This window comes from Mycobacterium cajalii (assembly GCF_045809005.2).
Classification (GTDB): Bacteria; Actinomycetota; Actinomycetes; order Mycobacteriales; family Mycobacteriaceae; genus Mycobacterium.
The window spans coordinates 5092180-5115817 of record NZ_CM141436.1 but is presented as its reverse complement, the minus strand read 5'-3'; the positions used below and the strand labels follow the sequence as shown (position 1 = coordinate 5115817).

Sequence of the window (23638 nt, the reverse complement as noted above, 5' to 3'; positions counted from 1 at the left end):
CAGCCGCAGCTCATTGCGACTCGGCGTCCGCGCGCGGTCCGTGGCTCGGGGGCGGCGTCTTGTCCACTGCACCGACGTGCTTGCCGGACGAGTCGCCGTCGGTCTGGGCCAGCAGGTCGCGGATCTCTTTGAGCAGGACGACCTGCGCGTCGTCGGCCGGCTCGACTTCACCACGTTTGCGCAGCTTTGTGTACGGCAGCACCACCAGGAAGTACACCACTGCCGCGATGATGATGAAGTTGATCGCGGCCGACAAGACGTTGTTGAGGTCGATGGCCTGACCGCCACCGATGCCGATGCGCAGGATGCCGATGTTCGACTGCTGGTTGACGCCGATGCGGTTGATCAGCGGCTTGATGATGTTGTCGGTGAACTGCGTGACCAGTGCGGTGAACGCGGTACCGATGACCACCGCGGTAGACAGGTCGATGATGTTGCCCCGGGATAGAAACTCCTTGAACCCGTTGAGCATCGAGGTGTCCTTTCTGGGACTCGGCAGAGTTTGCTGTGGGTCACGCCCCGAATGGTGGCCGGGCACTCAGTGCAGGGTCAGGGTTACCGCCTGACCCAGCGTCGAACCCGCCACCGCGTTCGCCACGCGAGCCGGCAGCGCCACCAACACTACGCGGTCGGCCTCGGTGGCCTGGGCTTTTCGACCGGCCGACACGAGGACCACGACGGCGTCGGTGGCCACCACCTTGGCGGCGGGCTGACCGGTCGCCGGCGAATCGGTGGTCGGCGCGGCGAGCACGTCGACGACGTCGCCCACGCGGACGAGGTCGAGGAGGGCCCCGTCGGCCAGGCGCAGCGGCACGATCCGCGCGCCGGGACCGGCCTTGGACCCGATTGCGGCCTCGGCGAGCCGGCTGCCGAGCAACCGGACGTCGGTGAGCACTTCACCACGCCGGGCCGGGCCCGCCAGCGTCGCACCGACCACGGCGCCCAGGTCGACAGCTGAACCGTCGGGAAGGGTTGCCCGCGAACGAGTTTCGAGCCGGACATCGTCGGCGCCCAGCGCGGTGCCGGGGGTGAGGTCATGCGCGGCGACGACGACCTCGGCGCGATCGCCCTCCGGGCCCGGCCGCAGCATCGCGATCCCGGCGAGCACGACGAGCCCGCCCGCGGCCACCCGCCGGGCCCGCACGGTGCGGGTCCAGTCCGGGCGCGACGACGCCGTCAGTCGGCGCCACACCGAAGGGTTGAGCGAAGCTCCCGCCACGCCGCAACGGTAGGCGCCGGGGGCGCGGGCCGGCGGGCGGGGTTGTGGATAACTACCGAGCTAGCTCGACGCCGCCGCCGGGGACGGGGTGGAGCTGGAACTGGTGCCGGCCGATTTCTCGGCGGATCCGGACGCGGACTTCTCGCTCGAGCCCGAGCTTTCCGGCGAGCCGCTGCCCGAAGAGTCCGATGCGCCGGTGGACCCGTTGGTGCCGCTCGATCCGTTCCCCCCGCCGGTCTTGACCTTGCCCGACTCGCGACTGTCGGTGCGGTAGAAGCCGCTGCCCTTGAACACGATGCCCACCGAGTTGAAGCGCTTGCGCAGCCGACCGGAGCACTTCTCGCAGGTGGTCAGCGCGTCGTCGGTGAAGGCCTGCGTGATGTCGAAGCGGTCGCCGCACTCCGTGCACTCATAGGTGTAGGTCGGCACGTGAACCTCCGGGTCGGGGGCTTACAGGGTGAACAGAGCCTGTTAGCACTCTAGCGTTTCAAGTGCTAGAACCGCCACGTGGCCTGCTTCATTCCCCGGTGCCGGCCGCCAGGCCGATCACCCCGCGCCGCGGCGTGAGCGCGTGCGTCATCGCGACGTCGTGCGGGTCGGCGGGCAACTCGTCGACCAGTTCGACGTCGCGCACCACGGCGATCAGGCGCGCCCGCGGGTCGCGGGCCGGCAGTGAGCGGTCGTAGAAGCCGGCGCCCCGGCCCAGCCGGGCGCCCCGGCGGTCGACGGCCAGCGCCGGGACGATCACCAGCCCGGCCTCGGCCAGCGCGGAGGCCGGTAGCCAGGGTGGGAGGGGCTCGCGCAGTCCCCAGGGCCCGGCGCCCAGAGCGTCGGGCCGGTATTCGCCCCACTGCAACGGCATCGGGCTGCCGTCGGCGGCGGTGCGTGCCACCGGCAGCAGGACCCGCCCGGCCCGCCGCGCGAGCATGTCCAACATCGCGACGGATCCGGGCTCGGTGCCCACCGGCACGTACGCGCAGACGGTGCCGGCGCACACCGTGGGCTCCAGCGCCGCGCACAGCATGCGGGCCTCGGCGGCACGAACGTCGCCGGGAACGTCGCGCCGCGCGGCCAGCAACCGCGCGCGGAGCGCGGTCTTGTCTGCCCTCGCCATGGGTCCACGATGACAGCCGGCGGTTTTCGCCGCCACGCCCGCTCGCGTCGGCGGTGCGGGTTATGGTTGTGAACGATGTCACGAGCTGAAATTCCGGTGCCCTACACGGCGATCGTCCCAGCGGCCGGTCTGGGTACCCGTTTCCTGCCGGCGACCAAAACGGTGCCCAAGGAGCTGCTGCCCGTCGTCGACACGCCGGGCATCGAGCTGGTCGCCGAGGAGGCGGCCGCGGCCGGTGCCGAGCGCCTGGTGATCGTCACCTCCGAGGGCAAGGACGGCGTCGTCGCGCATTTCGTACAGGACCTGGTGCTCGAGGGCACCCTCGAGAAGCGCGGGAAGACGGCGATGCTCGACAAGGTCCGGCGCGCAGCACAACTGATCAAGGTGGAATCGGTCGTGCAGGCCCAGCCGCTCGGCCTCGGACACGCCATCAGCTGTGTGGAGCCCACCTTGGCCGCGGACGAGGACGCGGTGATGGTCCTGCTGCCCGACGACCTGGTGCTGCCGACCGGCGTCCTGGAGACGATGGCCAAGGTGCGCGCCGACTACGGCGGCACCGTGCTGTGCGCGATCGAGGTGGCCCCCGAGGAGATCAGTGCCTACGGGGTGTTCGACGTGGACCCCGCTGCCGGCTCGGACGACCCCGACGTGCTGAAGGTCAAGGGCATGGTCGAAAAGCCCAAGGCTGAGGACGCCCCGTCGATGTACGCCGCGGCGGGCCGTTACGTGCTGGACCGCGCGATCTTCGACGCGCTGCGCCGCATCGACCGCGGGGCCGGCGGCGAGGTGCAGCTCACCGATGCGGTCGCGCTGCTGATTTCGGAGGGCCACCCCGTGCACGTCGTCGTGCATCGCGGATCTCGACACGACTTGGGAAATCCCGGCGGCTACCTCAAAGCTGCGGTTGACTTTGCTTTGGATCGCGACGACTATGGCCCGGATCTGCGGCGATGGTTGGCGGCGCGGTTAGGCCTGACCGAGCGCTAGCCAGGCGAGACCACGCGGTCCCGGTGCGCCGGGTCCGGCGCCACCGGGGATCGCGCCCGTCGGGGCCGGAGGGCAGAAAGGCGCGCTTGTGCGTTCTGTGGAGGAGCAGCAGGCCCGGATAACGGCCGCGGCGGTGGCCCCGCGGCCGATTCGCGTTGCGATCGCCGAGGCGCAGGGGCTGATGTGCGCCGAGGAGGTGGTCACCGAGCGGCCCCTGCCCGGTTTCGATCAGGCCGCGATCGACGGCTACGCGGTGCGCAGCGTCGACGTGCTCGGCGTCGGCGAGGTCGGTGGCGACGAGCTCGACGGGATCTCCGGCGACCTCACCGAGGAGGCGGACCGGCGCGACGGGCTGGTCCTGCCGGTGATGGGCACCATCGAGGCCGGTGCGCGCACGCCCAGCCGGCTGCAGCCCCACCAGGCCGTCCGGGTGCACACCGGCGCGCCGCTGCCCACGCTGGCCGACGCGGTGCTGCCGCTGCGGTGGACCGACGGCGGGACGTCGAAGGTGCGGATCCTGCGCGGGGCCCCGTCGGGTGCCTACGTGCGCCGCGCCGGCGACGACGTCCAGCCCGGTGACGTCGCCGTGCGCGCCGGGACGATCATCGGTGCGGCCCAGGTGGGCCTGCTGGCGGCGGTCGGCCGCGAACGGGTGCTGGTACATCCCCGGCCGCGGCTGGCGGTGATGGCCGTCGGCGGCGAGCTGGTCGACATCTCGCGCACCCCGGGCAACGGGCAGGTGTACGACGTCAACTCCTATGCGCTGGCGGCCGCGGGCCGCGACGCCGGCGCCGAGGTCAACCGGGTCGGCATCGTCAGCGGCGATCCCCGGGAGCTGCGCGACGTCGTCGAGGGTCAGATCAATCGCGCGGAGGCCGTCGTGATCGCCGGCGCGGTCGGCGGCGCGGCCGCCGAGGCGGTGCGGTCGGCGCTGTCCGAACTCGGCGAGATGGAGGTGGTCCGGGTCGCCATGCATCCCGGGTCGGTCCAGGGCTTCGGCCAGCTGGGCCGCGAGGGCGTTCCGACGTTTCTGCTGCCCGCCAACCCGGTCAGCGCGCTGGTGGTCTTCGAGGTGATGGTCCGGCCGCTGCTCCGGCTGTCCCTGGGCAAGCGCCAGCCGATGCGCCGGATCGTGCGGGCCCGCACCCTGTCGCCGATCACCTCGGTGGCCGGGCGCAAGGGCTACCTGCGCGGTCAGCTGATGCGCGACCAGGACACCGGGGAGTACCTGGTGCAGGCGCTCGGGGGTGCTCCCGGCGCCTCGTCGCACCTGCTGGCCACGCTCGCCGAAGCGAACTGCCTGGTCGTCGTCCCCACCGGTGCCGAACAGATCCGCACCGGCGAGCTCGTCGACGTCGCCTTCCTGGCGCAACGCGGCTGAGGACTGCGATGCGCGTGAACCTGTTGCGCTACAACCCGCGTCACCCGGGTTGGCCCGTGGACGTCGGCCCGCTGCGGGTCCGCGCCGGCGTGGTCCGGTTGCGCCCGGTGCGCATGCGGGACGGCGCGCAGTGGAGCCGGGCGCGGCAGGCCGATCGTGCCCACCTGGAACCGTGGGAGCCCAGCGCGGAGGGCGATTGGGCGGTCCGGCACTCCGTCGCCGCCTGGCCGGCATTGTGTTCGGGTCTGCGTGCGGAGGCCCGCAAGGGCCGCATGCTGCCCTACGTCATCGAGTTGGACGGGCGGTTCTGCGGTCAGCTGACCATCGGCAACGTCGTGCACGGGGCCCTGCGGTCGGCATGGATCGGCTACTGGGTGTGCCGGCCGGCGACCGGCGGGGGAGTGGCCACCGCGGCGCTGGCGCTGGGACTCGACCATTGCTTCGGTCCGGTCATGCTGCATCGCGTCGAGGCCACGGTGCGACCCGAGAACGCCGCCAGCCGTGCGGTGCTGGCGAAGGCGGGGTTCCGGGAAGAGGGCCTGCTGCTGCGGTACCTCGAGGTCGACAAGGCGTGGCGGGACCACCTGCTGATGGCCATCACCGTCGAGGAGGTGTACGGCTCGGTGGCCTCGACCCTGGTCCGCGCCGGCCGCGCGAGCTGGGTGTGACCCGACGCCGGTCCGCGCCGCCAGCAACCAAGCCGCCGACACGCGCTGTGACTAGCGCGACACGAGTGACGTTTGGTGCTTGTGAGAGCGAAATTACAGGTGTGTAATTGTGCTGGTCACTTGACCCGGCCGCGCTGGCCACCGACCGGCCTCGCGGGGATGGGAACGAAGAGAGCAGGTCATCATGCCAAGCATCCCGCAGTCGTTGTTGTGGATCTCGCTCGTGGTGCTGTGGCTGTTCGTCCTGGTTCCGATGCTGATCAGCAAACGCGACGCGGTGCGCCGCACCAGCGACGTGGCCCTGGCGACGCGAGTGCTCAACGGCGACGCCGGTTCCCGGCTGCTCAAGCGCGGGGGCCCCGCCGCGGGCCACCGCAGCGATCCCGACTGGAAGCCGGAGCAGCAGCCGGACGACGACGAGTTCACGGGCGCTGAACAGGACCAACACCTCAACCCGGACGCCGACCAGGACGCCGACACCCACGAGTTGCAGCGTGCCCGGCCGGTCGTCGTCCAGGTCGCCACGACCGGGTCCGCCGAGCCCGCCGAGCCCGACTATCTCGACGTCGACGTCGTCGAGGACTCGGGGGCCCTGCCCGCGGGAGCAAGCGCCGGGGCGGCGGAATCGGCGCCCGTCGCCGTGGGTGAGGGCGTCGCGTCACAGGGGACCGATGCCGGCGCCGACGCGGCCGGCGACGACGAAGCGGTGCGCGACGAGGAGGACGGCTACGACTATGTCGAGGACTCCTCCGGCCTCGAACCCGAAGCCGACGCGTCCGACGACGAGGACGAAACCCCGCGCCCGTCGGTCGCACCGGGCTCGCGGCGGCGCCGATTCGACTCCCGGACCGCCGCGGCGGTCAGCGCCCGCAAATACGTCTTCCGCAAGCGGGTGCTGATGGCAATGGCGGTCGTCCTGGTCGGTTCGGCGACAGCCGCCTTCGAGCTGACCCCCAGCGCCTGGTGGATCTGTGGCAGCGCCACCACCGTGACGGTGCTCTATCTGGCGTATCTGCGCCGCCAGACCCGCATCGAGGAGAGGGTGCGGCGGCGGCGGATGCAGCGGATGGCGCGTGCGCGGCTCGGCGTGGAGAACGCTAACGACCGCGAGTACGACGTGGTGCCGTCCCGGCTGCGGCGTCCGGGCGCGGTGGTGCTCGAGATCGACGACGAGGACCCGAGCTTCGAACATCTGGACTACTCGGTGCCGGCGCGGAATTACGGCTGGTCCAGGGAATTGCCGCGCGCCGTCGGGCAGTAGTGCTCGCGGTTCGGCGGTTGGTGCCGCGGCTGGTAGCCTGCTATCGGTCAGGGGCTATGGCGCAGTTGGTAGCGCGACTCGTTCGCATCGAGTAGGTCAGGGGTTCGAATCCCCTTAGCTCCACCAGTGAATGCCCCGCCGAGAGGTATTCCCTGCCCCCGGTCCATGCGGTGTGCCAGGACGTAGCCAGCTGAGCGCCGGCCGCGGTGGGACAGTGCGTGGGAGCACGACGAGTCGCGGGCACCGAACACACCACCTGCCCCACCCGTCACGATCTCGACGAACTGGCCTGACGGCGCCCGCGTGGCGCCTCGGCGTGTCTGACTTCGCTCGTTAGCCTGGCCGCATCCGACGAGGGAGAAACGTCAATGTTGGTCCTGCACGGGTTCTGGTCCCCTGCAAACGGGCTATGCCTGTGGGCGGAGGATTCCGCGCTCGCGGTGACGAGTCCCAGCGAAGCGTTGCGTGCGGCCCGCCCGCATCCGTTCGCCGCGGACGCCGATGCCATCGCCCCGATCCACACCGGCAAGCGAGGAACCGCTGTTCTGTTGTTGCCGTCGTTGCGGAAGTCGCCACTGGACTCACCGGAGCTGTTCCGGGTCACGCCGCGCCCGGCACCAAGAATCCAACCCGTTCTGCTGCCCTGGACGGTTCCGGTGATGTCCCTGCCCGCCGCGTCGGCGCTGACCGCGCTGGAGGAGCCCGCCGCCGACGTGCGGTACGGCGCATCCGTGGCGTATCTCGCCGAACTGGCGGGGTTCGCGCGAGAGCTGGTGGAGCGCGGCCGGGTCCTGCCCGCGCTCTCCTGTGACGAACACGGGCCAGTCGCGTTCTGGCGTCCGGTGGTGCAGGGTCCCGACGTTGTGGCCCTGAATGCGCTGATCGCCGCGATGCCACCGGTATGCCGGGCTGAGCCGGAGACCCAGGACGGCCACGATCTGGCCGTCTCGGCGCTGTATGCCTTGGTGGATGCGGCGGTGCGAACGACGTTGCCGGCCGGGATCGACCTGCTCCCGCCCCGGCGTGGCCGCCGCCCGAAACACGTTCCGGCCCAGGAAGCCTGGCTGACCGCGCTGACCGCCCCGGACGGCCGGTTCGACGCGGATCCGGGCGAACTCGACGCGCTGGCCGGGGCACTGCAGCCGTGGGATGCGATCGGTGCCGACGAGCCCGGTCCGGCAAGGGCGATGTTCCGGCTCTCCGAAACCGAGGAGCCCGACGGCCAACAGCCCGGCTGGCGGCTGGAATTCCTGCTGCAATCCATGGCCGACCCCAGCCTGTTGGTACCCGCGGAACAGACCTGGGACGAGGATGGCAGCCTGCGTCGCTGGCTGGACAGGCCCCAGGAGCTCCTGCTGGCTGAACTTGGCCGCGCCGTCCGGATCTACCCCGAACTCGCGCCCGCCCTGCGCACGGCGCGTCCGGCCGAGATTTCCCTGGACGCCGAGGGCGCCTACCACTTCCTGTCCACTGGGGCGCCCCGGCTCGACGAGGCGGGGTTCGGCGTTCTGCTGCCGTCATGGTGGGACCGGCGCCGCAAGCTCGGTCTTGCGGTGTCCGCGTCCACACCGGTCGACGGGATGGTCAGCGGCACACGCAGATTCGGCCGCGACCAGCTGCTCGATTTCCGCTGGGAGCTCGCGGTCGGAGATGACACCCTGACCGGCGATGAGATCGCTGCGCTGGCCCAGACCAAGGCCCCGCTGATCCGGCTGCGCGGCCAGTGGGTGGCGGTGGACCCCGATCAGCTGCGCCGCGGGCTGGAGTTCCTGGCGAAAAACCCCACCGGCCAAGCGACTACAGCCGAGATCCTCGCGCTGGCCGCCAGCCATCCCGACGACACCGACACCCCGCTGGAAGTGACCGCGGTGCGCGCCGACGGCTGGCTCGGCGATCTGCTCAGCGGGGCGGCGGGCCAGTCGTTGCAGCCGCTGGCAGCCCCGCCGGAGTTCACCGCGACGCTGCGCCCCTATCAGCAGCGGGGGCTGTCCTGGCTGGCGTTCCTGTCCTCGCTCGGGCTGGGCAGCTGCCTGGCCGACGATATGGGGCTGGGTAAGACCGTGCAGTTGCTCGCCCTGGAGTCCGCGCAGCGCCACGACGAGCCCGGTGTCGGGCCGACGCTGCTGCTGTGCCCGATGTCGTTGGTCGGCAACTGGCAACGGGAAGCCGCGAAATTCGCACCGACACTTCGGGTTTACGCTCACCACGGCGCGGCACGGCTGCGCGGCGACGGGCTGCGCGGGCATCTCGCCGACACCGACGTCGTGGTGACCACCTACGCCACCGCGACCCGCGACATCGACGAACTCGCCGGATTCCGGTGGAACCGGGTGGTGCTGGACGAGGCGCAGGCGGTGAAGAACAGTCTGTCTCGCGGGGCGAAGGCGGTGCGCCGACTGGAGGCGGGGCACCGGGTGGCACTCACCGGGACCCCGGTCGAAAACCGGCTCGCCGAGCTGTGGTCCATCATGGATTTCCTCAACCCGGGCCTGCTCGGTTCGTCCGAGGTGTTCCGTACCCGCTACGCGATCCCGGTCGAGAAATACGGCCAGACCGAGCCGGCCGAGCGCCTGCGCAGGATCACCCGCCCCTACGTCCTGCGCCGGCTCAAGACCGACCCGACGATCATCGACGACCTACCTGAGAAGATCGAGATCAAGCAGTACTGCCAGCTCACCACCGAACAGGCATCCCTGTACCAGTCCATCGTCGACGAGATGATGGAGAAGATCGAGAACACCGAGGGCATCGAGCGGCGCGGCAATGTGCTTGCCGCGATGACCAAACTCAAGCAGGTCTGCAACCATCCCGCCCAGCTGCTGCACGACCGTTCGCGGGTCGGTGCGCGGTCGGGCAAGGTCATCCGGCTCGAGGAGATCCTGGAGGAAATCCTCGCCGAGGGCGACCGGGTGCTGTGCTTCACCCAGTTCACCGAATTCGCCGAGATGCTCGTGCCGCACCTGGCCGCGCGGTTCGGGCAGGACGTGGCCTACCTGCACGGCGGCACCCCGAAGAAGCGGCGCGACGAGATGGTGGCGCGGTTCCAATCCGGGGAGGGGCCACCGATCTTCCTGCTGTCGCTGAAGGCCGGCGGCACGGGGCTCAATCTCACCGCGGCCAATCACGTGGTGCACCTTGACCGGTGGTGGAACCCGGCGGTGGAGAATCAGGCCACCGACCGCGCGTTCCGGATCGGTCAGAAGCGAAAGGTTCAGGTGCGCAAGTTCATTTGCACCGGCACGCTCGAAGAGAAGATCGACGACATGATCGAGGAGAAGAAGGCGCTGGCCGATCTCGTGGTTGGTGACGGGGAAGGCTGGCTGACGGAGCTGTCCACCGGGGATCTGCGCAAGCTGTTCACCCTGGCCGAGGGGGCCGTTGGTGAGTAACTGGTTCCCGCCGCCGTCGCGGCCGCGCTCGGTCGACGGCGGACTCAAAGCCCGTAGCGCCCGCGGCGCGATCGCCCAGACCTGGTGGTCCCAGCGGTTCATCGAGGTGCTCGAAGGCATCGGGATGGGCAGCCGGCTCCAGCGCGGGCGCAGCTATGCCCGCAAGGGACAGGTGATCTCGATGGATGTGGGTCCGGGGCTGGTCACCGCACAGGTGCAGGGCAGCCGGGTGCGTCCCTACCGGGTGCGCATCGGTATCGTCGCCTTCGGTAAGAGTGAGTGGGCCGAGGTGGAGGGTGCGCTGGCCGAAAATGCCTGGTATGCGGCCGCTTTGCTTTCCGGCGAGATGCCCGACGATATCGAGGACGTCTTCGTCGGGCGGGGGCTTTCGCTGTTCCCAGCGACCGCCCGGGAGTTGTCGCTGGACTGCTCCTGCCCCGATGGTGCGGTGCCCTGCAAGCACCTCGCCGCGACGTTCTATCTGCTGGCCGAGTCGTTCGACGAAGATCCATTCGCCATCCTCGCCTGGCGTGGACGCGAACGTGCGGATCTGCTGGCGAATCTGGCGGCTGCCCGGTCGCAGGGTCGCCCCGCTGCCGACCGTGCCGAGCCGCCGGGACGGCCACTCACCGATTGCCTTGACTCCTATTTCATTCGGCAGGTCGATGTCGCTTCGCCCAGTGCACGGGTGACGTCGTCGACGGCGTTGCTTGATCAACTTCCCGATCTCGTTGTCGATGTCCGAGGTCGGTCGCTGGTCGAGATCCTGCGGCCCGCGTATGCCGCGTTGAGCCAAGGCGGAGGTGAGCAGTGATCGACCCGTTGGATAGACCGCCGCCACCGTCTCGGCGCCGCCCCCGGCGCCCGGACGTGATGAGCTAACAGGTCCGGGTCGATCTGGCAGGCACCACACCGCCGACGTGGCGGCGGCTGGAGGTCGCGTCTGACGTGCTTCTGGACGACTTGCACGAGATCATCCAGATAGCCTTCGGCTGGACCGACAGCCATTTGCACCGATTCGGCCGTGGCCCTGCCTATTACAGTGACGACACCGAGTACTACCTCATGGATTTCGAGGTGGACGGCGGCGAGATGGGCGTACCCGAGCGACAGGTTTGCCTGGACGAGGTGCTGGCCGACATCGCCGATCGGATGTTCTATTGCTACGACTTCGGCGACAACTGGCAGCTCTTTCTGCGGCTGGAGGCGGTGGAGCCGCAGGCGTCCTCTGCGCGCACTGTGGTATGCACCCCCACGGCGATCGTGACGGGCCGGTCGAGGACTGCGGTGCGGTCGGGTCATACGAGCTGATCGAGGCGTTGAAGGATCCCACCATCGGCGACCCCGAGACCGAGATCGAGTACCGTCAGGATCTCGGCGACATCGATCCGTATTCGTACCCGCCGACGCCGTTCGACATCGCCAAAATCAACAAAGCGTTCTGCGATTTCGACAGGCACGTGGACATCGGGCAGCTGCCCGGACCTCTGGCGGATCTGCTCGGCGCTGTGCGAACGACGTCGCAACGCCGGCTGCTACGTCGGATGATGGGCGTTGCGATGCAGGAGCCGGTCCTCATCGACCTGGATGCCGCCACGACCGCGGTGCGACCGTACGCGTGGCTGATCGACAGGGTGGGGGACGACGGAATCAAGCTGACGACCGCCGGCTACCTCCCGCCGGTCCACGTCGAGGCCGCGTTCACCGAACTCGACCTCGCCGACGCCTGGATCGGCATGGGCAACCGCGAGCCACTCACGATCCCAGTACTGCATCTGCGGGAATCCGCGCAGCGAATGGGCCTGCTGCGAAAGCACCGTGGGCGCCTCATGGTGACTGCGCGGGGCAAGGCCGCACGCAGCGACCCGTCGGCGTTGTGGTTCCAGCTCGCCGAACGTATGCCGCTCGCGTCGAAGGATCTGTGTGAAGAGCAGGCCGGGCTCCTCTTCCTCATCGCGGTCGCGGCCGGCGAGAACGATCCCGACGGGTTCGTCGCCGACATGCTCGACGCCATCGGCTGGAAGCACCGCGACCGTACGCCGATCACGACGTCGTCGGCGGCGCGCATAACGAGGAACACCACAGACGTGCTGCGGCGGCTCCGGCTGCTGGCACCGGACAGTCGAGTCGCGAAGCCGGAGCGTGTCACACCGCAAGCGGTGGCGTTCGCCCGCGCCGCGGTGCGGTCGTGGCCACCCGCCGCGAGATCGACACCACGGTCGTGATCCTCGCTGGATCACAGCCATGTCCGCGTTTCGCCGCGCGCCTGAGCACCCAGGCGCCCGCGACGCGCGGTAGGAGTAGGATTCAGTCCTACTCAACAATGGAGGTCGCTCATGCGAACGACGCGGCAATTGAGCATCACACTCCCAAACGACATGGCCGAAGCGCTCCGCGAGCGGGTGCGCTCAGGGGAATACGCCAGCGAAAGTGAGGTGATCCGCGAGGGCCTGCGGGCATTGTTCGCCCGCGATCAGGCTATTGAAGCCTGGCTTCGTGACGAGGTTGCCGCCGCGTACGACGCCGTGGTCGCCGACCCTTCGCGCGCCGTCACTGCGCAGAGGGTGCGGGCGCGGCTGGCCGCCGAGCAGGCCAGGAGTGTGTGAGTCCCTTCAAATGAGTTCTGTGGTTTCGTACCACGATTCGCCGAATCACCCTGCGGCGGAAGGCTATTTGACTCGCAGCGCGCGCTGAAGCGCCTCGCGGTCCACGGCCACCAGCGTCGTGTCCCCGACGGCCCGTACGGTGGCGATGCGCGGGACGTGGCGCAGAATCGCCGGCTCGCCGCAGCCGTTCCCGGGACCGAGGTCGCGCACCGGCCGCTCGCCCCTGCGAGCGCCAGTACGACGCCGATCGACGTTCCGCCCAGCACGGCGACGATGGTCGCGACGGTCACCAGAGCCCGGGCACCGATCCCGATCGCCAGGTGCAGCTGGGGCCGCCGGCTGGTAGCCAGTGTCGCCGCCAAGAGCCCGAGCAGCCCGCCCGGCAGGACGCGGAGCACGGTCACCGCGGCGACGCCGGCCGGCCCGCCGGCTGAGAAGGTGAACACGGCGACCAGGACGCCGAGCGCGGAGGTGCCGGTCGAGAATGCGGCCCACGCCGTCATGAGCGCGCGGAGCGCAGGGTTACGACCAAGCCGCGAAGCGGCGGGAGGGCTACGCGAAGACGATACCCGCAACCTTCCTAGAGCGCCCGCCGAGCGACCAAGTGCCGCAAGCGACTTCGCGGTTGCACCGGCAGTTCACCTGCCGGTCACGATCGCGCAATGATGTCCGCGACGGTCGGCGAGCGCCGCTCGGCGCCGCGAAAGGCGTTGTGCCGCTCGCGGAGTCGGTCAACCCGGCTTGCGCGCCGCGACGAACTGCAGCGCCCGCTGCGCCCGTTGGTCGATGTCGACCAGTCCCGCCGCCGCGAAGAGGTCGACGAAACAGTGCCGGTCGAACATGGTGAGCCCGATCTGGCGGGCTCCGGTGGTCAGGACGTGGCGGATCGGGAAGAAGTCGGGGGTGTAGCTGGTCAGCACCGCGATCCTGCCGCCGGGCGCGAGCACCCGCACCATCTCGCGTGCGACGCGATACGGCTCCGGCATCAGGTACAGCGCGCCGAAGCAGCACACGGCGTCGAAGGTCGCGTCGGCGAACGGCAGCGCGCGGGCATCGCCGCGGACGTAGCAGGTCCGCGGCGTGCTGTTGTCCAGCACGGCCCGGGTCAACATCGGCTCGGAGATGTCGAATCCGACCGCCAGGCCGCCGGCGGCCAGACGCCCGGCGAGCGGCCCGGTGAAATTGCCCGGGCCGCAGGCGACGTCGAGCAGCCGTCGAGCGGTGGCAAGACGCAGAGCCGAGGCCGCGCGCCGTTGCTCGGCGCCGGTGGTGACCCCGCTGGCCGCGTAGAAGGAGACCGGGCGCCACAGCCGCTCGTACACGGTCGCGACGAAGGGGCTGTTCATGGCGCGCTGGGCAAAGGTCGGAGCCGGGGAGCGCGTCGATTCGCCCAGCACGTCGAGGAAACCGTGCCTCAACCCGGCGGGTGTGGTGAGCAGGGGGCGGGTCAGCGCTACCGGGTCATCCTGGGTCACGGGCTCACTCTCGGCGGGTTCGTCGGGGTCGGCGGCCTCGCACGAACGTCGTCCGAAACCTGATGCCAGGCTAGTGGCGCCGGCATGGGCGTATCGGGCCGTGCGGCAGCACCACGGCCACCCGCACAAAGACCTTTAGTCTTTTCAGAGGTATTTATTGCGACAATAAGTATGTAAAGTACCGGATCGCCCCAGCGTCGGTATGGCAACACCGCGCTCGTCGCGGCGGTGGTTGCGGCCGCGGGGCGGCGTGTTAGGAGCGAGACGGGGCCTTGGTCAGGTTGATAATCACGCTGAGCTATCTATTGGATCGCACCTGCGGACGTCATACCGTGCGGGGCGCGCCGGGCCACCGGAACGGTGTCGTCGCGCCTGTGGAGCGTCGGCCCGCGCGGTGCGCCGCACAGCGCCGTACAGATGGGTACCGAAGCATGACCAGCTTTGCGTTCTCGGACTCAACCGGGCCCCACCGGGGGTCGTCGCCGGGCTCCTCCGCGCGTCCGTGCGACCGGGACGTGCACGAGGGGCGAAAAGGCGTTCTCCGATACCGAGGCTCCCACGAAAGCGTTGTCGCCGAACATGATTCGGCCCCTGGCGCCCACCTCGGCGCCGCGTCTTCGCGGCGCTGGGCGTATCTTTGCGCGGGTGGGCTGCGATGAGCGCTGAGGGCATGAGCTCGACAACGCCGTCGAACGGTGCGGGCGGCGCCGACTACCTACCCATCGGTCTCATCGACATCGAACTCAGCACCCCGCCGACCGAACTCGTCGACGACACGACCGTATTCCTGCTCGGCTCCGACCGCGGCTCACCATCCGCCGTGCTGAAGGTGGCCCGGGGCCTGCTGGGAACCGCTGAACTGCGCACCCAGCGCCGGGTGCTCTCCGAGCTCGCCATTCACCATGGACTCGACGGCGCATGGCGCGAGCTGCTGCCCCGGGTCCTGGCCTTCGACGAGCGCAGCGACGCGACCCTGTCCGTGGAGTCGTTCCTGCCGGGCATCGAACTGACCGAGGCGCTGGCCTGTCACCCCGACCGCGTCGAGGAACTGACCACCGCGGCTCTGAGCGCGATTGCGCCGCTGCATCGGCGGACCACCACATTCGTCGGCATCGACAACGCGATCATGTTGTGGCGCTGGCTCGTCGGCCCCCTGGCCGGTCTGGGCCACATGTGCCGAAGGCTCGATCCCGGCCGGGCGGTGAAGGTGGACCGGCTCTCGCGGATGCTGCGGCGCGACGTGCGCGCATGGCGGATGCCGGTGGGCTGGACTCATGGTGGCTACACGCCCGCCAACATCCTGGTCGACGGCACGCAAGGCCGGGTCACCGGCATCGTCGACTGGGGCGGCGCGGGGCCGGGCCGGCCGCCGCTGATCGACGAATACCTGTTGCTCCTCACGGCGGATTGCCAGGTGCAGGGGGCCGATCTCGGCACGGTCGTCACCGAGCGGCTGCGGTCCGGCGGACTTCTGGAACGGGAACGCAACGCACTGCACGCCGCACGCGACCGATCCGGCACGGACCCCGGCGATCGTGACCTCGACGAGGGACGCGCCGACGAGTGCGTCGCCGTTGTGCTGACCTGGCTGCACCACGTCGCCGACTTGTGGCGCAGGCGCGCCACCCGACCGAACCACTATGCCTGGTGGGCAAGCAACGTGGCACCGGTGATTGACGTCGCCGCCGTGTGGTACCCCGGCAGGGCCGGCTATTTCGCGGGACGACGGGCCGGGGAGTGACGAAGCCGAATACGTTGCAGTCGAACCTTATTCATCATCGAACCGGAGGTAGCCGCTGATGCGCACCCTCGTCACCGGCGCCGCCGGATTCATCGGATCCGCCCTCGTCGACCGCCTGCTGGCGGAGGGCCACCACGTCGTCGGGGTCGACAATCTCAGTGCGGGCTCGCCGGCCACCGACCTGCAGTCGGCGCACCGGCACAGGGGCCCCGGCCGGTTCTCCTTCGAAGCGGTCGACGTCCGGCACCCCGAATTGTGCGAAGTCGTCGCGCGGTTCGACCCCGATGTGGTGTTTCACCTGGCGGCCCAGACCGATGTGCGCCGCTCCGTCGAGGACCCGCAACACGATGCCCGCAACAACGTGCTGGGCACCATCAACCTGCTCGAGGCCAGCCGGCGCGCGCGGGTGCAGCGGATCGTCTACGCCGCCTCGGGTGGCGAACGCTACGGTGCGCAGACCGCCTTGCCGGCCACCGAGGACGCCGCCGTGAACCCGCTTTCCCCGCACGCCGTGGCCCGCGTCGCGAGCGAGTTCTACATGCGCGCCTACGCCGAGATGTACGGGCTGGCGCCGATCTCCCTAGCGCTGTCCAATGTCTACGGGCCGCGCCAACATGCGCACGGCAGGGCCGGCGTGGTGACGGTGTTCGCCAGTGCGATGCTGGCCGGCCGCGGCACGACCATCTTCGGCGACGGCACCTCCACGCGGGACTACGTGTACGTCGACGACGTGGTGACCGCCTTCCTGTGTGCCGCGGATGCGCCGGCGACGACGACGGGCACCTTCAACATCGGCACCGGCGTCCAGACGACCATCGCCGCGTTGCACGAGCTGATTGCAGGGGAGGTCGGCGTCTCGCGCGCACCCGAGTACGTCGAAGCCCGCACCGGAGAGGTGTGGGCGAGCGCACTCGACCCGACCCTGGCGGGCCGGGTGTTGGGCTGGCAGCCCGACATGGACCTCGCCGACGGCGTCAAACTCACCGTGGACTGGCTGCGCACGGCGCTCAAACCCCGGACCGCCGCTTAGGTTAGCCGGAACCCGGGGTCGACGGGCACGCCGGTCGCTGAAATCGACCGTTTGCCATGCTTTGATCTTGATGCATTGCTACTGTTGCCCTCAATGGCGCACGCGCGGTTGCACAAGAGCTCACACGCTGACCTGGATGAAAGTCGGCGGGTGGAGCGGCGGCGGAACGGGACTTCCAGCGATACGCCGGCCGATATCCTGACGCGTTTGCCCGCCGTGGTGGTGCTGGAGCGGATTCCCGTACCCACGGTCGCCATGGCGCGCGACGGCAACATCCTGTTCGCCAACACGGCGTTCGCCGAGATGGTCGGTCATACACAGGAGAGGCTGGCCGGGGCGGAGTTCCCGCGGATCTTCAATGCCGATCCGGCCGCGCTGACCGCCCTGTCCGGCGTCGACGCGCTGGCGAACATGGTCGTCGAGCTGCGGCACTGTGAGGGGTGGACGGTGCGGGCCAGGATGAGCAAGTCGGCGCTGATGCGCCACGACGATCCGGTCGTGCTGGTGACGTTCGAGAATCTCACCGAGCGGCTCTGGATCGACGAGGCCTAGCCTCGTCGGCGCGCTACGCCGAGGTTCGCCGGTCCGCTGCACCTACTCGGTGTGAGCCGACGCCGCGGCGGCGCTGTGGAGATCGAACCCGAGCTCCTCGGTGGAGACCTTCTTCACCGCGAGCGCGTGACGGCGGTTGATGAACTGGGTGAAGTAGTCGATCCGGTCCGGGCTGGTGAAGCACGCGAGCGCGAGTGTCCACGTCTTCCGCAGGTTGTCGAGGTAGCGCTCGGGATGGTCGAGGTCGCTGATCCTGCGGACACCCAACCACAGCGCCACCAGCATTTTGGCGACGTCCTCGGGCTCGTGACGGTCGGTGATGTCGCCCTCGGAGAGTGCTCGTTCGAGGAGGGTGGTGACGAACTCGACCCACGACTGCCACCGGGCATCGGCCATGTCCGTCGAGTTGTCGAGGGTCTCGAGCAGTCGGCCCCCCGCGCGGGCCACCTCGTCCTGGGTGTCCTGGACGGCAAGGAAGTAGATGAGGTCGATCAGCGTCTCCAGCCCCGACATCTTGCGGGCGAGCAACTCGCTGACCGCGGCGCCGCTCATCTCCGTGACGTCGTCGATGATCGCCATCGCCAGCGCTAGTTTGGAGGGGAAATGAAAGTACATCGCCCCTTTGGTCAGCTCGGCATCCGCGAGAATGTCATCGAGGCTCACCATGCTGTACGGGCGGTGAGCAAACTGGCGTGACGCCGCGGCGATGAGCCGGTGGCGGGTGGTGCCGGCCCGCCGTTCGCTGCCCTCCGTCATTGCACCCCCCGTCTGGTTGCGTTCGCCGCGCAGCGGCGTGATCTTTGGCGCCACGGCAGTTCCGCCACCGAGTCAGTCCCCTCGATCATAGAGGGCGGCGACCCCGCCGGGGGCGTACTGGTCTGCAATGGCGTCGTGTCGGCGGGGCTGTCCGGGGGCTTGCGCTGGGGGATCCGCCCGTCATCAGCGTTTGACGTCTTTACTTCAGTACTAATAGTTTGTTAAGCAGAGATTATTGCGCCATCAGGTATGTAATCGTCTGCAATCAGTTGCATCCTGAGTATCTGCCGGGTGACGCCTCCGGGCGCCCTGCTCTCTTAAGGAAAAGCTATGTCGGTGACGACGACACAGCCAGGGGTGCCGACGCCGGCGCCGCGCACGGCCGGCGAGCCTGCGCCGACACGGAAGGCTCCTGCCGCCCGGGAGCGTGCCGACGCAGACGGCGCGCGACTAGTTGAGCGGCGGCGCGACGGGGACCCGAACGACTCCCCGCTATCGATCCTGAAACGTTTGCCCGCCGTGGTGGTCTTGGAGCGGGTGCGAATTCCTTCGCTCGCCGTGGCGCGCGACGGCAGCATCTTGTTCGCGAACTCGGCATTTGCTGAGATGGTGGGCTACCGGCAGGACACACTGGAGGGCGCGGCCTTCAGCCAGATCTTCAACACCGAACCCGCCACGGTGACCGCCCTGTCCGGCGTCGATGCGCTGGCGAACATGGTCGTGGAACTGCAGCACTGTGAGGGTTGGACCGTGCGGGCCAGGATGAGCAAGTCGGCGCTGATACGGCGCGACGATCCGGCGACGCGGAAGGTGCCGGTGGCGACGGGAGGGTACCGCGACACCCGGCGGGGACAAATCCTAGAACCATGATACATCCAAGGGCGCATTTTCGATACTTTGGATATCCGTACTCTGAAAATAGCAAACGTCGGGTTTCCTCGCTGGTTTTGCCTCCGCGGTCCGCCGCAAAGTCGGGCCGAGCGGTGCCGCGCGAGATCCGACCCGGCGGGAACCCGTCATCCCGGCCCGCCGGATCTGGGCGCATGCGGCGGGCCGCGGTAGCGCCGCCGGCGGGCGCCGCAGCGCGGCAGGAGGCACCCGGCGAGAGCCGGCCATGTTGCTGAGATCACGGCGTGGCGGTCGGTGGCCGAAATCCTCGGCGACTCACGACGACGCGGATTGTCGCCCGCCGCCCGAACGCTTTGCCCCCTAATATGTTGCAGTGACAAACCGGTCCAATGCGCGGACTCCGCGGATATGGGCGTCCGATCGGGACAAGCATTCGCCGATGCGGTCGAGCACCGAGGAGAAAGACCATAGCTTCCTGCACCGCGCAAATTCTCGACGCCGAGAATCCCGCAGACATGGCGGTATTGGATCGACTGCGCGCAGATCCAGCTGTTGAATTCATCGACAGTGGTGAGGACCAGTTCGCGGAACTGCGCGACCTGCGGCCCGCGCCCCCGGCGGAACTGGTGGCCGAGCGCCGGCGGTGGGCGTACTACCCGTGGCGGCGGGCCGTGGTGTCGGTGCTGGGTCCCGGCGGATTCCGCGCGGTGCGCCTGGATCGCAACAGGAACGTGATCACCGCCGACGAACAGGCGCGGCTCGGCGAACTGCGCGTCGGCGTCGCCGGTCTGAGCGTCGGGCACGTCATCGCGCACACCCTGGCCGCACAGGGCGTCTGCGGCGAGTTGCGGCTGGCCGATTTCGACCGGCTCGAGCTGTCCAACCTCAACCGGGTGCCGGCAACCGTGTTCGACCTCGGTCTGAACAAGGCCGAGGTGGCCGCGCGGCGAATCGCCGAGACCGATCCCTACGTCCGCGTCCGGGTTCTGGACGCCGGGCTGACCGCCGACAACATCGACGAATTCCTCGACGGACTGGACGTCGTCGTCGAGGAGTGCGACTCGCTGGACATCAAGGTCATCTTGCGGCAGCGCGCCCGCGCCCGGCGGATCCCGGTGCTGATGGCGACCAGCGACCGGGGGCTGCTGGACGTGGAACGGTTCGACCTGGAGCCGGAGCGTCCGATCCTGCACGGTCTGCTCGGCGACCTGGATTACGCGCGGCTGGCCGGCATGGGGAGCCGGGAGAAGGTTCCCCACCTGCTGCGGTTCCTCGAAGCCGAGCAGCTGTCGCCCCGGATCCTGGCCTCCGTGATCGAGATCGACCGCACGCTGTCGACCTGGCCCCAGGCGGCCGGAGATGTCGTCCTGGGGGCGACCGCGATCACCGAGGCCGTGCGCCGGATCGGACTGGGCGAATCCCTGCGATCGGGCCGGACCCGCATCGACGTCGGGTCGGCGCTCGATCGGCTCGACAACCCGCGGCCGGCCGACGCGGGCCCCGTGCCGGCCGACGCCGGGCCGGAGCCCTCGCTGCCGGGGCTGGCGGGCCTGATCGCCGCCGCGGCGGTACGGGCGCCGTCGGGCGGCAACTCGCAACCGTGGTGTATCGAGGCCACCCCGCAGGAGATCAGCATCCGGCTTGCGCCCCAACATAGTTCGACGATGGATGCCGGGTACCGCGGCAGTGCGGTCGCGCTGGGCGCCGCCGTCTTCAACGTCAGGGTCGCAGCCGCCAGCCGGCAGGTGCTGGGGCCGGTGACCGTGGCGGAGAACGTCGACGGCGTACCGCTTCGGGCGACGATGCAGTTACGGGACGGCGCCGACCCCGACCTGGCCGCGCTGTACCAGCCGATGCTGGCACGCGAGACGAACCGGCAGGTCGGCACGCCGCAGCCGATCGCCGCCGAGACGGTCGACCACCTGCACGCGGCCGCCGCCCGGGAGGGGGCCAGGCTGCACCTGGTGACCGCGCAGCCTGAAATCTCCTCGGTGGCAGACGTTCTCGCTTCGGCCGACCGCATCAGGTACCTCACGCCGCAGCTGCACGCGGACATGATCTCCGAACTGAGGTGGCCCGGAGATCCGCATCCCGACACCGGTATCGACGTGCGCAGCCTCGAACTCGGAGCCGGCGACCTCGCCGTGCTCGACATCTTCCGGCGGCCGGACGTGATGGCGAACCTGGCCGACTGGCATGCCGGGAGCGCGCTCGGCGAGGACACTCGCCGGCGCGTGTCGACGAGCTGTGCGGTGGCCGTCGTCTCGGTGGCCGGAGACTCCCTGACCGACTACGCGCGCGGCGGGTCGGCCGTCGAGGCGGTATGGATCGTGGCGCAACGGCACGGCCTGGCCGTTCAGCCCATCTCGCCGGCGTTCCTCTACGCCCGCGACCGCTCGGACCTGGCCGAACTGTCGCCGGCGTTCGCCGACGAGCTGGGCGAACTGCAGCAGCGATTCCGCCAACTGGCCGGTGTGCCGCCCGGAGCATCGCCCGCGCTGATCCTGCGCGTCGCCCTCGGCGCCCCGGCGTCGGTCCGGAGCCGGCGCGACCTCGAGCGCGTCCGTTTGCCCCAGTAGCACCACCCGCTACCGTAGGCGGGTGTCCGGCTCGTTGGACGACCTGGTAACCGCGGCCGCCGCCGAGTTGATGGCGGCCGGCGCGGGCAATTCCGCCGCCATCAGTGAGCGGGTGCTCGCCAACCTGGTCGACCGCTTCGGCGTGGATTTCGGCTTTCTGCGCCACAACGATCACACCATCCATGCCACGGTGCTGATCGCCGAGTGGCCGCCGCGCCCGGAAATCCCCGACCCCGACCCGCTCGGCGTGGTGCATTTCGCCGGCGCCGACTCCGTCTTCGCCCGCGCCGAGACCCTCAAGGAACCCGACGTTTTGCGTCCCGAGGCGGCCAACGCCGACTACCAGTCGAACATCGAGGAGGGAACCGGCGTACCCGCCGTCTCGCTGGCGTGCGTGCCGCTGCTGTCCGGGGACGTGACCACCGGAACGCTGGGCTTCGTCAAGTTCGGCGACCGCGAATGGCTGCCCGAGGAGCTGAACGCGCTGCAGGCGATCGCCGCGCTCTTCGCCCAGCTGCAGGCCCGCATCGTGGCCGAGGAGCAGGTCCGGTATCTGGCCGAGCACGACGATCTCACCGGCCTGCTGAACCGGCGGACCCTGATCGCCCAGCTCGACGAGCGACTTGCCGCGGGCAGGCCCGGGCCGGTCTCGATCCTGTTCCTCGACGTGGACCGGTTGAAGGTGGTCAACGACCACCTCGGGCAGAACCCGGGCAACCGTTTCATCATGGCCTTCGCCGACCTGTTGCGTGACGCCGTCGACGTGCCTGCCCTCATCGCCCGCTTCGGCGGTGACGAGTTCGTCGTCGTGCCGGCCGCGCCGATGAACGTCGACACCGCCGCGGACTTCGCCCGGCGGGTGCAGAATCGGGTCCACGCGCAGGTCGTGATCGACGGTGAGAAGCTCGCCCGCACCGTCAGCATCGGCGTCGCGGCGGGAACACCCGGACGCGACACCAGCTCGGAGCTGCTCTTCCGGGCCGACCAGGCCACCCGGTCGGCCAAGGTGTGCGGCGGGGCCAGGGTCACCGCCTTCAGCCCCGAGATGGCCGCCAAGGAAGCCATCCGCAACGACATCGAACTGCGCCTGCAGGAGACCATCGACAGCGGCAGCAGCGACCTGGTGCTGCATTACCTGCCGGAGTTCGACATGCGCACCGGCGAGGTCCTGGGCACCGAGGCGCTCGTTCGCTGGCAACACCCCACCCGGGGGCTGCTGATGCCCGACGCCTTCATCGACGTCGTCGAATCGGTCAATCTGGCGGGCAAGCTCGGCCGTCTCGTCATGCGGTCGGCGTGCGCGCAGTTCGGGCACTGGCAGGCGCACGGCGTCGGGCGGGGCGCCGTGTTGCGCATCAACGTCTCTCCGGTGCAATTGGTTGCGGACGGCATCGTCGACGCGGTTGCCGCGACGATCGAAGCGTTCGGGCTCGAACCGAGCGCGGTCTGCCTCGAAATCACCGAACGCGTCGTGGTGGCCGACATCGATGCCACGCGCAAGACGCTGACCGGACTGAAGGACATCGGCGTGAAGATCGCCGTCGACGACTTCGGCACCGGTTACAGCGCGCTGGGATACCTCAAATCCCTTCCCGTCGACCTGCTCAAGATCGACCGCGGATTCGTGCGCGATCTCGGCCGCAACGCGCGCGACCTGGCGATCGTGCAGTCGATCGTGGCGCTGGCGAACGCCTTCGGTCTCGATGTGGTGGCCGAGGGCGTCGAGACCGTCAGCGCGGCCAAAGCCCTGCTCGCCATCGGATGCACGCGCGCGCAGGGCTTCCTGCTGTCGCGGCCTTTGGACAGCGCGGCGATGGAGTCGTTGTTCGCCAGGCGTTTCATACCGATGAACTTCGCCAACGGAAACGAAAACCTTCCGGCGCCCGAGGACCTCTCCGCGCCGTACCACCACGGATCCGGCGATTCGTCCGCCCCGCGCTCAAAACACCTGGGGATCCAGTCGCTGCAGTGAGCCACGGTGCGGCCGCCCGCTCGGCTCCGGACCGGCCGAGCGGGCGCGGGCCTCGCGCT

The 23638-nt window shown here is 69.5% G+C and carries 22 protein-coding genes and 1 tRNA gene; 16 read left to right on the top strand and 7 right to left on the bottom strand.

What is annotated here, in order from left to right; genetic code table 11:
• Positions 1-10: 10 nt before the first annotated feature.
• The 4 genes from mscL to ACJ512_RS24200 form a co-directional block, all read right to left on the bottom strand.
• Positions 11-472: a large-conductance mechanosensitive channel protein MscL gene (gene mscL / locus ACJ512_RS24215; protein ID WP_407685067.1), complete on the bottom strand. Its 462-nt coding sequence runs from the start codon at positions 470-472 to the stop codon at positions 11-13.
• 66 nt (positions 473-538) lie between these two features.
• On the bottom strand, positions 539-1219 hold the full coding sequence (locus ACJ512_RS24210; protein ID WP_407685068.1) for an SAF domain-containing protein: 681 nt from the start codon (positions 1217-1219) through the stop codon (positions 539-541).
• A gap of 60 nt (positions 1220-1279) precedes the next feature.
• Positions 1280-1648 (bottom strand): FmdB family zinc ribbon protein, encoded by a 369-nt coding sequence (locus ACJ512_RS24205; protein ID WP_407685069.1) that lies wholly within the window; start codon positions 1646-1648, stop codon positions 1280-1282.
• An 88-nt stretch (positions 1649-1736) separates the two neighbouring features.
• On the bottom strand, positions 1737-2333 hold the full coding sequence (locus ACJ512_RS24200; protein WP_407685070.1) for a 5-formyltetrahydrofolate cyclo-ligase: 597 nt from the start codon (positions 2331-2333) through the stop codon (positions 1737-1739).
• A 75-nt stretch (positions 2334-2408) separates the two neighbouring features.
• Here ACJ512_RS24200 and ACJ512_RS24195 point away from each other — a divergent pair, with 75 nt between their 5' ends.
• From ACJ512_RS24195 to ACJ512_RS24150, 10 genes are all read left to right on the top strand, one after another.
• Complete coding sequence (locus tag ACJ512_RS24195) at positions 2409-3320, top strand: UTP--glucose-1-phosphate uridylyltransferase (RefSeq protein WP_407685071.1); 912 nt, start codon at positions 2409-2411, stop codon at positions 3318-3320.
• Between the two features lie 88 nt (positions 3321-3408).
• Positions 3409-4701 carry a molybdotransferase-like divisome protein Glp gene (gene glp / locus ACJ512_RS24190; protein ID WP_407685072.1) on the top strand — a complete coding sequence of 431 codons (1293 nt, stop codon included), beginning with the start codon at positions 3409-3411 and terminating at the stop codon, positions 4699-4701.
• A 14-nt stretch (positions 4702-4715) separates the two neighbouring features.
• Complete coding sequence (locus ACJ512_RS24185) at positions 4716-5369, top strand: GNAT family N-acetyltransferase (protein ID WP_407685108.1); 654 nt, start codon at positions 4716-4718, stop codon at positions 5367-5369.
• A 184-nt stretch (positions 5370-5553) separates the two neighbouring features.
• A complete protein-coding gene (gene sepX / locus ACJ512_RS24180) occupies positions 5554-6630 on the top strand; it encodes a divisome protein SepX/GlpR (RefSeq protein WP_407685073.1) in 1077 nt (358 codons plus the stop codon).
• 50 nt (positions 6631-6680) lie between these two features.
• Positions 6681-6756, top strand: a tRNA-Ala gene (locus ACJ512_RS24175).
• Between the two features lie 242 nt (positions 6757-6998).
• Positions 6999-10019: a DEAD/DEAH box helicase gene (locus ACJ512_RS24170; RefSeq protein ID WP_407685074.1), complete on the top strand. Its 3021-nt coding sequence runs from the start codon at positions 6999-7001 to the stop codon at positions 10017-10019.
• Positions 10009-10833 carry an SWIM zinc finger family protein gene (locus ACJ512_RS24165; RefSeq protein WP_407685075.1) on the top strand — a complete coding sequence of 275 codons (825 nt, stop codon included), beginning with the start codon at positions 10009-10011 and terminating at the stop codon, positions 10831-10833. Before ACJ512_RS24170 ends, ACJ512_RS24165 begins: the two co-directional genes overlap by 11 nt.
• Positions 10834-10916: 83 nt before the next feature.
• Complete coding sequence (locus tag ACJ512_RS24160; RefSeq protein ID WP_461480151.1) at positions 10917-11330, top strand: plasmid pRiA4b ORF-3 family protein; 414 nt, start codon at positions 10917-10919, stop codon at positions 11328-11330.
• Positions 11264-12244 carry a plasmid pRiA4b ORF-3 family protein gene (locus ACJ512_RS24155; protein WP_407685076.1) on the top strand — a complete coding sequence of 327 codons (981 nt, stop codon included), beginning with the start codon at positions 11264-11266 and terminating at the stop codon, positions 12242-12244. The genes ACJ512_RS24160 and ACJ512_RS24155 overlap by 67 nt, the downstream gene beginning before the upstream one ends.
• A 153-nt stretch (positions 12245-12397) precedes the next feature.
• The gene (locus tag ACJ512_RS24150; RefSeq protein ID WP_461479868.1) at positions 12398-12625 is read left to right on the top strand and encodes a ribbon-helix-helix domain-containing protein; all 228 of its coding nucleotides are present in this window, start codon (positions 12398-12400) and stop codon (positions 12623-12625) included.
• Between the two features lie 63 nt (positions 12626-12688).
• Here the strand turns inward: ACJ512_RS24150 and ACJ512_RS24145 are convergent, their stop codons facing one another.
• Positions 12689-13120 carry a cyclic nucleotide-binding domain-containing protein gene (locus tag ACJ512_RS24145; RefSeq protein WP_407685078.1) on the bottom strand — a complete coding sequence of 144 codons (432 nt, stop codon included), beginning with the start codon at positions 13118-13120 and terminating at the stop codon, positions 12689-12691.
• Positions 13121-13356: 236 nt separating this feature from the next.
• A complete protein-coding gene (locus ACJ512_RS24140) occupies positions 13357-14100 on the bottom strand; it encodes a class I SAM-dependent methyltransferase (RefSeq protein WP_407685079.1) in 744 nt (247 codons plus the stop codon).
• Positions 14101-14755: 655 nt separating this feature from the next.
• Here ACJ512_RS24140 and ACJ512_RS24135 point away from each other — a divergent pair.
• The 3 genes from ACJ512_RS24135 to ACJ512_RS24125 all read left to right on the top strand — a co-directional run bounded on the left by ACJ512_RS24135 (position 14756) and on the right by ACJ512_RS24125 (position 17423).
• Complete coding sequence (locus tag ACJ512_RS24135) at positions 14756-15841, top strand: phosphotransferase family protein (RefSeq protein WP_407685080.1); 1086 nt, start codon at positions 14756-14758, stop codon at positions 15839-15841.
• Between the two features lie 58 nt (positions 15842-15899).
• A complete protein-coding gene (locus tag ACJ512_RS24130) occupies positions 15900-16871 on the top strand; it encodes an NAD-dependent epimerase/dehydratase family protein (protein ID WP_407685081.1) in 972 nt (323 codons plus the stop codon).
• Between the two features lie 255 nt (positions 16872-17126).
• A complete protein-coding gene (locus tag ACJ512_RS24125) occupies positions 17127-17423 on the top strand; it encodes a PAS domain S-box protein (protein ID WP_407685110.1) in 297 nt (98 codons plus the stop codon).
• A 42-nt stretch (positions 17424-17465) separates the two neighbouring features.
• Here the strand turns inward: ACJ512_RS24125 and ACJ512_RS24120 are convergent, their stop codons facing one another.
• Positions 17466-18233, bottom strand: coding sequence for a TetR family transcriptional regulator (locus ACJ512_RS24120; protein WP_407685082.1), 768 nt, complete (start codon positions 18231-18233; stop codon positions 17466-17468).
• A gap of 444 nt (positions 18234-18677) precedes the next feature.
• Here ACJ512_RS24120 and ACJ512_RS24115 point away from each other — a divergent pair, with 444 nt between their 5' ends.
• The 3 genes from ACJ512_RS24115 (at position 18678) to ACJ512_RS24105 (ending at position 23579) form a co-directional block, all read left to right on the top strand.
• Entirely contained in the window at positions 18678-19049 is a 372-nt protein-coding gene (locus ACJ512_RS24115) for a PAS domain S-box protein (RefSeq protein WP_407685111.1), read from the top strand.
• Positions 19050-19543: 494 nt separating this feature from the next.
• The gene (locus ACJ512_RS24110; RefSeq protein ID WP_461479867.1) at positions 19544-21607 is read left to right on the top strand and encodes an Rv1355c family protein; all 2064 of its coding nucleotides are present in this window, start codon (positions 19544-19546) and stop codon (positions 21605-21607) included.
• 22 nt (positions 21608-21629) lie between these two features.
• On the top strand, positions 21630-23579 hold the full coding sequence (locus ACJ512_RS24105; RefSeq protein ID WP_407685083.1) for a bifunctional diguanylate cyclase/phosphodiesterase: 1950 nt from the start codon (positions 21630-21632) through the stop codon (positions 23577-23579).
• Positions 23580-23638 lie beyond the last annotated feature (59 nt).